Consider the following 13,624-nt stretch of genomic DNA (forward strand, 5'->3'; position numbering starts at 1 on the left):
CGGCGGGGCCACGCTGACCTGGTGGAGCGCGGCGCGGACACGCTGACCTGGTGGAGCGCGGCGCGGACATGCTCACCTGATGGTCCGTCTCATGGCGCCCTGCGCTCGCCCCGGCCTGGCTTGGCTCCGGCCTGGCTTGGCTCCGCCGAACCGGGCTCCTGGCCGTGGTGGCGCCGGCCACGTGGCTGCCAGACGATCGCCACGAGGTTGGCGGCGGCGACCAGCACACCGCCCGTCACCGCCAGCGCCGTCACCCCCGTCATCCCCGCCAGCGGCGCGGCCACCGCCAGCCCGAACGGCCGCGACGCGAACGAGATCAGCTGGTCGAACGACCGCACCCGCCCCAGAGCCCCCTCAGGAACCTCCTCCGCCACCACCGTCTCCCACAGCGGGCTGAGCAGCCCCAGCCCGAACATCGCCACGAAGTACGCCCCCGCCAGCACGGCGACGGGCGCGGGAACGGCCAGGGCCACCATGGGCAGCAGGTAGCTCGCGGCACTGGCCTGCACCACCGCCAGCGGGCGCCGGATCGGCAACCTGGGGGCGGCGAACACGCCCAGCACCATCCCCACGGTCCCGCTCTGCACGATCACCATCCAGCCGGTCTCGCCACCCAGCTGGTGTACGGCGGTCACGGGGGCGAGCGTCAGGAACAACCCGGCCACGAAGTGCCAGACGCCGTGGCCGAGCACGCACGCCAGGAACCAGGGCCGTACCCTGATCTCCCGCCATCCCCGTACGAGGTCCTCCTGGAACGACGCCCAAGCCCCGCGCCGTTCGCCTCGCCTCGGTCCGCTCGTCCGGCTCCTGTCAGGGACCGGCTCAGGCTCTCGACCACTGGGCGCCCCCGGAACCCCGGCCGACCTGCGAACCCCGATTCCCCGCAGAACCCCAGCAGGCCCCTGCCCCTTCCTCGTCACCGCCCCGGCAGAGCCTTGGCCCTCCCTCGTCACCGCCCCAGCAGACCTTTGACCCTCGATCGTCCTCGCGAGCCCGGCCTCCTGCGTCACGCCAGCCTTACCAGCCGGGTCGGCCTTCCCCGCCACGCCAGCCTTACCAGCCACGCCGGCCTTCCCCACCACGCCGGCCTTCCCCGAGACGGCGGGTGACGTTCGGATTCCCCCCAGGGTCAACGCCGAGCAGGCGAACAACACCGCCGTGAGCCCCGCCGCCCACCCGGGGCCGGCGGCCACGGTGACCGTTCCGGCGATGGCCGGGGCCGCGACGCTGGACAGGCTCGTCACCACGCCGATGCGCGCGTTCATCCGCAACCGGTCCGGACCGGGCACCACCGCGATCACCAGCCTCGGCACGGCCGGGCTGCCGAACGCGATGGCCGCCCCCGCCACCGCCGACAGGAAGGCAAGATCGATCAGACGGTTCAGCCCCAGCAGGAGCTCGACGGCGATGGCCGCCTGCGACAGGCATCGGACCAGATCGGCGGCCAGGGCGAGCCGTCCCGGCCTGACCCGGTCGGCCATCACCCCGCCGACGGGCAACAGCACCAGCATCGGGATCAGCTCGCTCGCCAACACGATCCCCAGCTCCCCGCCGTCGCCGCCGGCCCGCAGGACCGCCAGCGTGAGTGTCGTGGGGATGAGGGCCGTGGCCAGGGCTGACAGACAGCGTCCGATCAGAAGCCGATGCATCATGGCCGAGACAATATTTCGCTGACGAATGTTTCGTCAACAAAATACTTGCTGGCGTATGATCCGTGGCATGGAGGACTCGGTCGATCGCCATCTGGCCCGCTGGCGCGGCAAGGCGCCCTTCGACGAGCGGGTGGAGGCCATCGTGACGCGGATGCAGTTCCTCGTGAAGCACCTGTCCCACACGAAGGAGGCGGCTCTGGCGGAGGTCGGCATGCAGGACTACGAGTTCGAGACGCTGCACCGCCTGGTGGCGCGCGGCGGATCGGCGACGCCGTCGGAACTGGCAGCGGACCTGCTGCTCTCACCGGCCGGCATGACGGGGCGCCTGGACACGCTGGAGCGCACGGGGCTGGTGCGCCGGGTCCGCAGCACCGAGGATCGCCGCCGGGTGGACGTCGAACTCACCTCGAAGGGCAAGAACCTGTGGTTCGAGGCGATGGCCATCCGCGCCGAGGTGGAGGCGTCCATGGTCAACGCCCTGAACCCAGCGGATCAGGACCTGCTGGACGCCCTGCTCAAACAACTCCTCCTCAAGGCAGAAGCCACTCACTGACCCCTACCGGCAACCGGCATGCCAGGCACCTGCCCCGGTCCCCCATTCGGACGAAACCGCGCACTCCACCACCACCACGCAACCGCGTTCCAACCGCAACGGACACCGCACTCCACCGGCGACAGGCACGAGCCACCCCGTCCAGGACAGTGCTTCCGCCCGGAACCACCACCCTGAATGCCACCACGCATGCGACCAAAACGGGCTCAAGCTGCCACCGTTCCGGCTGTGCTACCGCCCGGAACGGGCCCGAACCACCACCCTGAGCGCAACCACGTGCTCAATCGAGGCGCGTCCTGAACCGCCACCGTTTCAGGCTGTGGCGACCGCCCGGAACGGGGAGACCACCCGGAACGGGCACGGGCCACCGCCCGAAACCGGCATGGGCCACCGCCCGGAACGGGCCCGGGCCACCGCCCGAAACCGGCACGGGCTACCGTCCGGTGCGGCTGGCCACGATGACCTGCACCGTGTGCTCCAGCGCGTACGCCGGGTCTGCTCCCCCACCCTTGACCTGCTCGTCCGCACTGGCCACAGCCTGGATCGCCCTCGCGAGCCCTTCCGGCCCCCACCCGTTGAGCTGGCGCTTCACCCGATCCACCTTCCACGGCGGCATGCCGACGTGACTGGCCAACTGCCCACCACGCAGGTTGCGCGGCGCGCTGCCGACCTTGGCAAGCGACCGCAGCCCACCGGCCAGCGCACTTACCAGCAGCACCGGCGCAACCCCCGTGCCGAGCGCCCACCGCAACTGCTCCAGAGCCTCCGCCAGCCGCCCCTCGACGGCCGAGTCGGCGACGTTGAAGCCGGTGACCTCCGCCCGTCCCTTGTGATACCGGGCCACCGCAGCCGCACTGATCGTCTTGTCCTCGGTGTCGAACGCCAGCTGGCTACACGCGGCAGCCAGCTCACGAAGATCGTTCCCCACGGCGTCGAGCAACGCCTGCGCCGCGTCGCCGGAGATGTTCCGCCCGGTCCGCTTGAACTCCCCCTTGATGAAGTCCAGCCGCTCCCCTGCCTTGGTGACCTTGTTGACCGTGATCACCTTGGCTCCGGCCTTCTTCACCCCGTCGACCAGCGCTTTCCCCTTCACCCCACCCGGATGCGCCAGGACCATCACGGTGTCCTCCGAGGGCTGCTTGGCATAGGTCACGATCTCGGTGATGACCTCTTTGGCCAGATCCTGGGCGGACCTGATCACCACGACGGAACGATCCCCGAAGAGCGACGGCGAGGTCAGCTGCGTGAGCTCACCAGTGGTGACCTTGCTGCCGAGGAGGTCGTGCACCTCGGCGCTGGCATCGGCAGCCCGCGCCGCCGCCACGACACCACTCACCGCCCGCTCAACCAGCAGCTCCTCGTCGCCGACAACCAAGGTCACAGGTGCTGGATCGGTTCCCGCCATGTCAGGCAGCATGCCATGCGCCGCCGACAACCTGGTACTCAACGTTCTGACTCCCCTCCGCCCTCCTCCTCACCCTCACCAGCCCCCTCCACGTCCTGCAGCCCGCTCCTCGCCCATCAGCCCCCTCCTCGTCCCACAGCCTCTTCCTCGCCCTCACCAGCCCCCTCCTCGTCCCGCAGCCCGCTCCTCCTCCACTACAGCCTGCTTCTCGCCCTCTCCAGCCCCAGTCTTCATGCTCTGCAGCCCTCGTCCCCCTCCCTCCAGCCCTCGTCGCCCGCCTACAGCCCTGTCTCCTCCCTGCAGAACGCCGACATCGGCGATGGCGTTCGTCGGCACCTGCGCACAAGGCACGACGACGACCATGGGTTCCCGTGGTCAGGGTCCGCGCGGAACCACCACCATGCCTCCTTCACGTTCGATGACCGCGAGGTCTCCTGACTGGTCCGTCCGGTAGACGGTGAGCCCGAGGCTGCGGAGGAGGGCCAGCGTGGACGTGGCGGGATGGCCGTAGTCGTTGTCGGCTCCCACGCTGATCAGCGCCGCTCGTGCCCCGAGTGAAGCCAGGAAGGCGGGCGACTGCCTGTTCGATCCGTGGTGCGGCGTTTTGAGGAGGTCAGCTCGTACGGGGAGCCGGTGCAGCAGGTCGTCCTGCGCCTCCGTTTCCAGGTCGCCCCCCAGCAGGATCGAGCCGGAGCGCCAGCGTACGTGCAGGACCACGCTCGAATTGTTGATCGCGCTGCCCTCGCTCCGCCCGTTCATCTCATCATCGGCGGGATCCGGAGCCAGTACGGTCAGCTCTGATGGGCCGAAGCGCCAGCGGGTGCCCGGCGGAGCCGTCCATTCGGGTATCCGGTGGCGCGCCAGCGTGGCCGAGATCCTCGCTCCGGAGCGCGAGCCGGGCCGGTGTGGGCTGACGACCGCTGCCCCGACCCGCCGGTTCCTGAGGACGCCTGGCAGGCCGTCCACGTGATCGGCGTGGGGATGGGTGAGGACGAGCAACGGCACGTCCTCGACGCCGACTCTGCGCAGGCATCGGTCCATGGCGACCGGGTCCGGTCCTGCGTCGACCACGACTCCCCGTCCCTGCCCGGCCGAGAGGACGAGGCCATCGCCCTGGCCCACGTCGCACATCACCATCAGCCATCCTTTGGGCGGCCACGGGCCGACGATGGGCCGGATCACCAGGACCGTCGCCAGGGCGGCTGCGGCGGCCGTCAGCGCGATGGCGCGCCAGGCGCGGTGCCTCAGGACGGGGATCGCCACGATCACCGTCAGCAGGAGCAGGCCGAGCCCGGGCAGACCGGCAGGCCAAGGCACGGTGGCGAACGGCAGGCCGACCGCCCAGCGCGCGACCATGATGATCCAGCCGACCGCGTACCCTGCGGGGATCACCAGCAGTCCGGCGGCGTCCGGCCACACGGGCGACACCAGCGCGGCGCCGAAACCGAGCAGGGTCGCGGGCGCCACCGCCGGCGCGACGAGCAGGTTTGCGACCACCGCCACGGGCGTCAGCTGGCCCGCCATCAACACCAGGACAGGAGTCACGGCCACCTGAGCAGCCGCCGGCACGGCCACGGCCTCAGCCAGCCAGCGAGGAAGCCGGCAACGGGGAAGCCGATCGCTGAGCCTGGGGTTTCCGCCATCTCGCTCACGGCCGGGGATGTGGTCGTCCCCCTGTCCGGGTAGGCGGCCTTGCTCGGGGCCGGGCGCATGCCCTTGCGGCGCGGGTTCTTCTGGGAGGGCGTTGTCCTGTTTTGTGCCCGACAACTTGTCTCGCCAGTGCGGGGCGAGGATGAGGATGCCGGCGGTGGCCGTGACCGAGAGGGCGAAGCCGTACGAACGGGCCAGGTCCGGGACGAACAGGACCAGGAAGAGGACGGTGGCCGACAGCGCCGCGAAGCCGTCCTTCGAGCGGCCCGTACCCATGGCGATGGCGGCGGCGAGGCCCATGAGGAGAGCGCGGAGCACGCTCGGGGACGGCCGGGCGACCACCGCGAACGCGAGCATCGCCACGGCGGCGAAACCCGCCCTCATGGGGAGGGAGAGACCGATCAGGCGGGAGAGAGCGAGCGCCGCGCCTGCGACGATCGCCAGATTGGCGCCTGAAACGGCGTTCAGGTGGCTCAGACCTGCTTCCCTGAGGTCGGAGGTCACCTGGGGGTCCATGCGGGAGACGTCGCCCACGACGAGGCCCGGGAGGAGACCGCGCTGGTCGGGAGGGAGGACGTCGGCGGCGGATCGGAGGCCTGATCTGAGCGCGCCTGCCGCTGCGTGGAGGCCGGATGGGGGTGTCAGGACGCGCGGTGGGCTTCGGACGAGCAGGATTGCCGCTTCCAGGGTGCCGGAGGTCGGTCTTGCCAGGCGGCCGGTGACCTCTACGTCCTGGGTGGGCAGGAGGGCGGCCCAGGCCTGACCTGTGGCGAAGACCGTGATGGGGACGTTGACGGCTTGTCTGGTTGTGGGGGTTTGGATGAGCTTGAGGTCTGCGGAAATTACATAGTTTTCATGGGCGAAGCGGGCGTTTCTGTTGGGTCTGCGCTTCGGGTCGCCGGTCAGGGTGATGTGGGCGGTGATGGAGGCGTTCTTGTCGGCCAGGTCCGCTGTCGGGCCGGATGTCAGGGCGTGGATACGGAGGGCCGTTGAGGCCGAGGCCGCTGCTGTGCAGATGAGCGTGGCCAGCAGGATGTTGCGCCATCCGATGTATCCGGCATGTCCGGCGCGCCCTGTGCGTTCGGCGTGGTGCCATCCCGTGCGTGCGGTGGTGCTGCGGGCGGGTTCGGCCCTTTGCTCCGGGGGCTGACTTGGACCGGGCGCGCAGGGTGGCGCGGATGGCGGGGTGGGATGAGACGCGGAGCGTGGCGCGGGCGGCTCGGCGTGAGCGGGCTCGGAACCTGGTGTGGGCGACTGGATGGGTAGGGACGTGGAAGGTGGTGTGGGGGGCCGAGTTGGGCGTGATCGTTGGCGGGACGTCGCGGCTGTTCTCGTGAGCCAGGCTGTGGCGGCGGCGCCAAGGGCCGCGGTGGTGGCGACGACCAGTCCGGTGAAGGGTGAGCATGCCAGGAGGATCAGGGCGCTCGCCCACGCCGCCAGGGCCGGAAGGGCGAGGGGCCAAGCATGCGCCCGCCTGTCGGTGTGCTGGTGTTCCTGAGCAGCGTCAGGCCTTGAGCCACTGGCCTGCGCAGTCATACCCGGACCTTTGGCTTGATTTCCTCGAACTTTCTCGGGCCGATGCCTGTGACTTCGCGGAGCTGCTCGATGGTGGTGAAGCCGCCGTGGCTCGTGCGGAACTCGGCGATGCGGGCTGCCAGGACCTCTCCCACGCCCGGAAGCTGCTCCAGCTGGTCGGTGGTGGCGGAGTTGAGGTCCAGGATCGTGGCGGCGGGGTCGGTGGCCGGAAGACCGGGCAAGGGTGCCTGGCCGGGGGTGGCGCCCACCACTATCTGCTCGCCGTCGATCAGGCGTCGGGCCAGGTTGAGTGAGCCTGTGGAGGCGCTGCGGGACACCCCTCCTGCGGCTGTCACCGCGTCCGTCACCCGGGCGCCCGTGGGGAGCCGGTAGACGCCGGGTTTGCGGATCTTGCCAGTGACGTGGACGGTGACCTTGGCCGCGACGGTCGATGGGGGCGTGGGTGCGGTCGGGCTCATCGGCGTGGGTGGCGGCAGGGGCTGTGGTGAAGGCTTCGACTGCCAGACGAAGAAGATCGCCACGGCTGTTGCCAGGACGCCCACGGCGAGGAGGACGCGTAGGCCGGGCTTGCCTGGATCGAGGGCCGCCTGGCCCTGGGTGGCCACGGCTTTGCGTAGTGCTTGGAGAGGGGCAGGCAGGGAGGCGGGCAGGGAGGCGGGCAACGGCAACGAGGCCGGCGGAGGGGCAGGGGCAGGGCCAGGGGCGGGGACGAAGGCAGAGACGGCGACGGGTACACGGGGAGAGGCAGACGCAGAGGCGGGGACGGGAGCAGAGGCGGTGGGACTGGGCGACGGCGTGTTTGGCCACCGCTGGGCCGACGAGTCGTCTGTCAATGGCCTCTCGCCTGATGGTCTCTGACCGATCGCCTGCTGCGTGCCTGACAACCGCTCCCCAAACGTCCACTCGCCCGACAACGGCTCGCCCAACGGCCGCTCGGCCGGCGAAGGCTCGGCCCGCGAACGCGTGCCTGGCGACCGCCTGGCCGGCGAACGCTCGGCCGGCGAAAGGTCGGCCGGCGCACTCTCGGCTGGCGAGCGCTCGACCGGTAGCGGGTGCCCTGGTACGGGATGGCGCAGTGATGGCTCATCGACGTCGCCACCGGCATGCTCGGCGATCGCAGCACCGTCCCAGGAAGCATCCTCGTGACGTGGTGGCCCGAACGGGGTGAAGGCCGCCTGTGCGCGTCCCTGTGTCTCCTGCGGCGAGCTGGGGCGGCGCTTCGATGCGTGAACCGTGGCGGCTCCCGTGCCCCACGGAGGGCGGCCGAGGAGGCGGCGGGGGCGGCGGGCAGGGGTGGTGATCGACCGTAGCCGGGACTCGGCTATGGCGCGCTCTGCCGTGGGGTCGGGGGTTCGCACGGCGAAGAATGTACGGCTCAGGCCATCCCCGCCAGGGACCGAGCGGGGTTCTGTGGATGGAGGAGGAAGCGGGGTGGATGGAGAGGGAAGGAGGAGCGAATCCGGGTGGGTGACTGTTGATGGAGGAGGGAAGCGGGGTGGGCGGCTGTGGAGGGAGAGACGGATCCGGGTGGGCGGCTGTGCAAGGAGGAGCTGATCCGTTGGGTGGCCGGGGAGGGAGAGACGGGATCCCGGTGGGTGGCCGGGGAGGGAGAGACGGGATCCCGGTGGGTGGCCGGGGAGGGAGAGACGGGATCCCGGTGGGTGGCTGGGGAGGGAGAGACGGATCCGGGTGGTGGCTTGGGAAAGGTGGTCAGAGGTCTGGTGAGGTGACGGTCAGGCCGAGCATGCCCGGGCCCACATGGACGCCGATCACGGCCCCCACCTCCACCACCCGGAGGTCCCTCAGTCCCGGCACCCGCTTGCGCAGCCGCTCCGCCAGCGCCTCCGCTCGTTCCCGCGCCGCCAGATGCTGCACCGCCACCTCCACGGGCCTCTCACCCGCCACCTCCACCGCCAGGTCCTCCAGGCGGGCGATGGCGCGGGACGACGTACGGACCTTCTCCAGGAGGGAGATGCGGCCGTCGGCGATGTGCAGGAGCGGTCTGATCATGAGGGCGGAGCCGAAGAGGGAGGCCGCCGCGCCGATGCGGCCGCTGCGGCGAAGGTAGTCGAGGGTGTCGACGTAGAAGAACGTCCGGGTGCCGCGCATGCTGTGCCGGGCGACGGCGGCCACCTCGTCCGGTGAGGCTCCGGACGCGGCGGCGCGGGCGGCTGCCAGGACCGGGTAGCCCAGGCCCATCGCGATGGAGCGGCTGTCGATCACTTCCACCGGTACGGGAGCGTCGCGGGCGGCGGCCATGGCGGACTCGATGGTGCCCGACAGTTCGCCCGAGACGTGGATCGAGACGATGGCGGTGGCCCCGCCGGCAGCCAGGTCGGAGTAGCAGGTCGCGAAGCGGGCGGGCGTGGGGCGGGAGGTGGTGGCGTGGGCCAGGTCACCGGTGAAGGATCCCTCGTCGAACGCGCGGACTCCCGGGAAGGAGCTCTCGGCGGAACTGCGACCTCCAGGAGAGGAGCCCTCAGCGGACGTACGGCCTCCGCGGAAGGAGCCCTCAGCGGACGTGCGGGCGCCAGGAAGAGAGCGGTCGTCCACGGTGCGATCGTTCACGGTGCGGTCGTCCACGGCGCGGTCGTCAGGAGTGGCGCGCTCCCCGCCGGTGACGTCCCTGTTGGAGCTCCCGGCGTACGTGAAGGAGCCCTCGGCAGCGGTGGTGCCCCGTGGGCCGGGGCCTCGCGCGATCACCTGTACGGGCACCACGGCCACACCAGGCACAGACCCCAAATAGGCGGTTGAATCCGTAACAACGGCAACCAAGGGCGACATAACCCGAATCTAACTACTGAACGGGTGTCCCACCCCGCCACACCCGCCGCGGCTTCAGCCCGAAGGACCAGGCGAAGGCGCCCTCGTGGTCGGCGTCCCACTGGACGATGTCCGCCAGCCGGCCGGGAGCCAGCACGCCGCGGTCGGGCGCGCCGAGGACGGTGGCGCCGCCGAGGGTGGCCGCGCGCAGGGCGTCGTTGACGCTCATCCCGAACGCCGACACCGCCATGGCGACGACCAGGGACATCGAGGTGATGCCGCAGTAGCCGGGGTTGTGGTCGCTGCCGAGGGCGATCTGCACGCCGTGCTTGATCATCTGCCGGACCGGCGGGAGGTGGCCGCGCTGGAGGGCGGTGGCGGGGCAGACGACGGCGGGCACGCCGTAGCGCGACATGATCGCGATGTCCTCGTCGGACATGTGGTGGAGCCCGTCGGCCGACGCGCAGCCGAGCTCGGCGGCCAGCTGGACGGCGCCGCGGCGGCTGAAGATGCCCGCGTGGATGCGCGGGAGCAGGCCGACGTTGCGGCCCGAGGCGAGGACCCAGCGGGACTCCTCGGTGGTGAAGTACCCCTCGTCGCAGTAGACGTCCACGCTGTCGGCGCCCGCCGCGGCCGCGTCGGCGCACCAGGCGCCCACGGCCTCGACGTACTCGCGCTGCCTGCCGAAGTACTCCGGCGGCACCACGTGCGCGGCCAGGAACGTGACGTGCACCCGCGGCATCATCGGCTCCTTCTCCAGCTCGCGCAGGAGCCGCACGTCGGCGAGCTCGCCGTCGCGGGTGAGGTGGTAGCCGGTCTTGGCCTCGACGGTCGTGGTGCCGCTGAGCAGCCAGCTGCGCAGCCGCTCGCGTACGCCGTTGCACAGCGTCCACGGGTCGGTGCCGCGGGTCACGGTGACGGTGGAGCCCACGCCGCCGCCCGCCGCGGTGATCGAGGCGGAGGTGGAGCCGCCCGTGCGGATGGCCAGCTCGGCGTAGCGGTTGCCGGCGTAGACGGGGTGCGTGTGGGCGTCGATGAGGCCGGGCGTGACCAGGGCGCCGCCGAGGTTCTCGACGTGGTCGACGTCGACGATGTCATCGACCACACCGGGCACGCTCTGGGGGAGGTCCGGCGCGCGGCCGACCCAGGCGATGCGGTCGTTGTGCACCAGGATGGCGGCGTTGCTGAGGACCTCGTTGCCGGTCCACAGGCGGCCGATGTTGGTCAGGAGTCGGACGGTCACCGCATCACCACCCCGTACGACCCCCCGCACGAGCGCGCTGCCCAGCGCACGGCCTGTGCCGCGCCCACTGAGTCCGCTCCGGGTCCGGACGACATGGGGGGTCTCCTGCTCTTCCGCATCGAGTTGTGCGGTGACCGTATCGCCGGAGTCATGATCCGGCGATTTCAGTTCAGTTACGTTATTTCACATGTTGGGCTGCTGTACAGGGTTATTCGGAAGAAAGACCATTCATCCCAACCATCACGCAGCCCTGTCTTGTCCCCACGGCTCCCGCTGACGACGTTCACACCCTCAGCCACCATGAAACCAGAACCCAAACCCAAGGCCAGACCAACGTTAGGTCTGGCCAATCCTAGCAATCCCAGGGTTCTGGGACCACTGCCGCTTTTGGGTAGGCGTGCGCGATTTGCGGCGAGTAATGCCCGCCATGCAAGTGGCCCGGCCACGACAGGCCGGGCCACCGGACGGACAGGCTCCTAGGAGACCCGCTCCACGGGCTTGCCCACGCGCAGCAACTCCTGCGACAGGCTGGGCAGGACCCTGGCGTGCAGGACCGTCCCGTCCTCCACGTGGTCCACCGAGAGCACCTCGCCCTCCCGGTGGGCCCGCGAGATGAGATCCCCCCGCTCGTACGGCACCAGCAGATGCACCTCGTGGTCGAGCCGCGGCAGCCGCTCCTCGATGAGGTCCATCAGCGCGGGGATGCCCTTGCCCGTACGGGCGGACACCACGATGCTGTCCCGCTCACGCCGCGCGATCCGGTCCAGCACCTCCTGATCGGCCGCGTCCGCCTTGTTGATCACCACGATCTCGGGGATCTCGGAGGCGCCGTCGATGTCGGCGAACACCTCCCGCACGGCCGCGAGCTGCCCTTCGGGGTCGGGATGCGACCCGTCCACGACGTGCAGGATCAGGTCGGCGTCCGCGACCTCCTCCAGTGTGGACCGGAACGCCTCGACGAGCTGGTGCGGCAGGTGCCGGACGAAGCCGACGGTGTCGGCGATCGTGAACAGCCTGCCCTCCGGCGTGCGCGCGCGGCGCACGGTCGGGTCGAGGGTGGCGAACAGCGCGTCCTCCACCAGCACGCCCGCGCCCGTGACGCGGTTGAGCAGCGAGGACTTGCCGGCGTTGGTGTAGCCGGCGATGGCCACGGCGGGCACCTCGCGGCGCTGGCGCCGGTGGCGCATGGTCTCGCGCGAGGTGGACATGCCGCTGATCTGCCGGCGCAGCTTGGACATGCGCTCGCGGATGCGCCGGCGGTCCAGCTCGATCTTGGTCTCACCGGGGCCGCGGCCGCCGATGCCGACGCCGCCCGCGGCGCGACCGCCGACCTGCCGGGACAGGTTGCCACCCCAGCCGCGCAGGCGCGGCAGCAGGTACGACAGCTGCGCCAGCTCGACCTGGGCCTTGCCCTCACGGCTCTTGGCGTGCTGGGCGAAGATGTCGAGGATCAGCGCGGTCCGGTCGATGACCTTGACCTTGACGATGTCCTCGAGCTGGCGGAGCTGGCCAGGGGTCAGCTCACCGTCGCAGATCACGGTGTCGGCGCCGCTGGACTCGACGACGTCGCGCAGCTCCAGGGCCTTGCCGGAGCCGATGTAGGTGGCCGGGTCGGGCTTCTGGCGGCGCTGGATGAGCCCGTCGAGCACCTGCGACCCGGCCGTCTCGGCCAGGAGCTTCAGCTCGAGCAGGGAGTTGTCGGCGTCTTCCGCGGTGCCGGAGGTCCAGACGCCGACGAGGACGACCCGTTCGAGCCGCAGCTGACGGTACTCGACCTCGGAGACATCCTGGAGTTCGGTGGAGAGGCCCGCCACGCGGCGGAGCGCCTGGCGATCCTCGAGGTCCATGTCGCCGGTCTCGAACGCGTCGAGCTCGGAGTTTTCGTGCATTCGTGTCATCTCTATTAGGGAACGTCTGAACACCTCGGTGTCTTCCCACGATGGTGGCACGACATCCGCGGCACAATCACCTAGTTATCGAGTCAAGCAGGCTTGACGGTGATGTCCCCCGAACCCGCGGTCAGCGAGATCTTGTGCGCGGAGGAGGCGTCGTTCCTGACCGTCACGGCGGTGTCACCGGAGCCCACGTCGGACTTCACGTCATAGGCGCCGTCGGGGACGCTGAGCGTGATGTCGCCCGAGCCGGCCTTCAGCCGGGCGCTGTCGGGCGCGGAGACGTACTTGAGCTCGAGGTTCCCCGAGCCCACGTCCGCGGACACCTGCTTGCCCGCGAGCCCGGCGGCGTCCACGTCGCCGGAACCGGCGCTCACGTCGATGGGCCCGGTGAGGTTCCTGAGCGTGAGGTTGCCCGAGCCGGTCTCCAGGTCGACGGAGAGCCCCTTGGGAATCTCGATCTTGTAGTCGACGCTGCAGCCCGCGCCCCAGTCCGACGGGCACGTGTACGTCATGAGCAACGTCTCGCCCTCGACCTTGTGCTCGGGCCTGGGCTTGCTGCCCTCGCCGCGCCAGCGCAGGGTCTCCACGACGCGCACGGCGGTGCCGCCGGTCTCGGTGACCACGGCGTCGCCGGCGTTGCTGTTGAGCTGGAGCTTGGTGACCTTCTCCGCCACCTGGTACGAGGCCGTCTCCGACGTGCTCGGCTGGGCGAGGTCGGCCAGCCCGCAGCCGGTCAGCAGTGCGGCTGAGGCCAGCAGCCCGGCCGCGAGCGCGATGGTCTTCATGGCAGAGATGGTGTCGCGCGATCCCCTCCGCCCACATCGGGGATGACCCCAGGCGAACCCCAACCTTTGACCCCTGGAGGTCAGGGGAGTAATTTCACTTCCATAATCCAGAACTCATTTTCCACGATACGGAAAGAGGTCC

9 protein-coding genes are annotated in these 13,624 nt (G+C 70.4%); 1 reads left to right on the forward strand and 8 read right to left on the reverse strand.

The window, feature by feature from the left end; genetic code table 11:
- Positions 1-89: 89 nt before the first annotated feature.
- Positions 90-1,652 (reverse strand): MFS transporter, encoded by a 1,563-nt coding sequence (locus tag ACBJ32_RS24885; protein WP_375128738.1) that lies wholly within the window; start codon positions 1,650-1,652, stop codon positions 90-92.
- 67 nt (positions 1,653-1,719) lie between these two features.
- Between ACBJ32_RS24885 and ACBJ32_RS24890 the strand changes: the two genes are divergently transcribed.
- Complete coding sequence (locus ACBJ32_RS24890; RefSeq protein ID WP_375128739.1) at positions 1,720-2,205, forward strand: MarR family winged helix-turn-helix transcriptional regulator; 486 nt, start codon at positions 1,720-1,722, stop codon at positions 2,203-2,205.
- 433 nt (positions 2,206-2,638) lie between these two features.
- On the opposite strand, the gene holA is transcribed toward ACBJ32_RS24890, so the two are convergent.
- The 7 genes from holA to ACBJ32_RS24925 all read right to left on the reverse strand — a co-directional run bounded on the left by holA (position 2,639) and on the right by ACBJ32_RS24925 (position 13,482).
- A complete protein-coding gene (gene holA, locus ACBJ32_RS24895; RefSeq protein ID WP_357870507.1) occupies positions 2,639-3,610 on the reverse strand; it encodes a DNA polymerase III subunit delta in 972 nt (323 codons plus the stop codon).
- A 375-nt stretch (positions 3,611-3,985) separates the two neighbouring features.
- On the reverse strand, positions 3,986-6,796 hold the full coding sequence (locus tag ACBJ32_RS24900) for a ComEC/Rec2 family competence protein (protein ID WP_375128740.1): 2,811 nt from the start codon (positions 6,794-6,796) through the stop codon (positions 3,986-3,988).
- Positions 6,793-7,401, reverse strand: a complete 609-nt coding sequence (locus ACBJ32_RS24905) for a helix-hairpin-helix domain-containing protein (RefSeq protein WP_375128741.1) — start codon at positions 7,399-7,401, stop codon at positions 6,793-6,795. Before ACBJ32_RS24905 ends, ACBJ32_RS24900 begins: the two co-directional genes overlap by 4 nt.
- A gap of 1,105 nt (positions 7,402-8,506) precedes the next feature.
- Positions 8,507-9,514, reverse strand: a complete 1,008-nt coding sequence (locus tag ACBJ32_RS24910) for a DegV family protein (RefSeq protein WP_375128742.1) — start codon at positions 9,512-9,514, stop codon at positions 8,507-8,509.
- Between the two features lie 79 nt (positions 9,515-9,593).
- The gene (gene hutI, locus ACBJ32_RS24915) at positions 9,594-10,802 is read right to left on the reverse strand and encodes an imidazolonepropionase (protein WP_148439280.1); all 1,209 of its coding nucleotides are present in this window, start codon (positions 10,800-10,802) and stop codon (positions 9,594-9,596) included.
- 476 nt (positions 10,803-11,278) lie between these two features.
- Positions 11,279-12,691, reverse strand: coding sequence for a GTPase HflX (hflX, locus tag ACBJ32_RS24920; protein WP_375128743.1), 1,413 nt, complete (start codon positions 12,689-12,691; stop codon positions 11,279-11,281).
- A gap of 92 nt (positions 12,692-12,783) precedes the next feature.
- The gene (locus ACBJ32_RS24925) at positions 12,784-13,482 is read right to left on the reverse strand and encodes a DUF4097 family beta strand repeat-containing protein (protein WP_375128744.1); all 699 of its coding nucleotides are present in this window, start codon (positions 13,480-13,482) and stop codon (positions 12,784-12,786) included.
- Positions 13,483-13,624: the final 142 nt, after the last annotated feature.

Origin of the sequence: Nonomuraea sp. GTA35 (assembly GCF_041950525.1) — a bacterium.
In the GTDB taxonomy this organism is placed as follows: domain Bacteria; phylum Actinomycetota; class Actinomycetes; order Streptosporangiales; family Streptosporangiaceae; genus Nonomuraea.

Bases quoted from the DNA above. Each gene is read 5' to 3' on its own strand.
- ACBJ32_RS24925 (WP_375128744.1), bottom strand. From the start codon at position 13,482: ATGAAGACCATCGCGCTCGCGGCCGGGCTGCTGGCCTCAGCCGCACTG.
- holA (WP_357870507.1), bottom strand. From the start codon at position 3,610: ATGGCGGGAACCGATCCAGCACCTGTGACCTTGGTTGTCGGCGACGAG.
- ACBJ32_RS24900 (WP_375128740.1), bottom strand. From the start codon at position 6,796: ATGACTGCGCAGGCCAGTGGCTCAAGGCCTGACGCTGCTCAGGAACAC.
- hflX (WP_375128743.1), bottom strand. From the start codon at position 12,691: ATGCACGAAAACTCCGAGCTCGACGCGTTCGAGACCGGCGACATGGAC.
- ACBJ32_RS24890 (WP_375128739.1), top strand. From the start codon at position 1,720: ATGGAGGACTCGGTCGATCGCCATCTGGCCCGCTGGCGCGGCAAGGCG.
- ACBJ32_RS24885 (WP_375128738.1), bottom strand. From the start codon at position 1,652: ATGATGCATCGGCTTCTGATCGGACGCTGTCTGTCAGCCCTGGCCACG.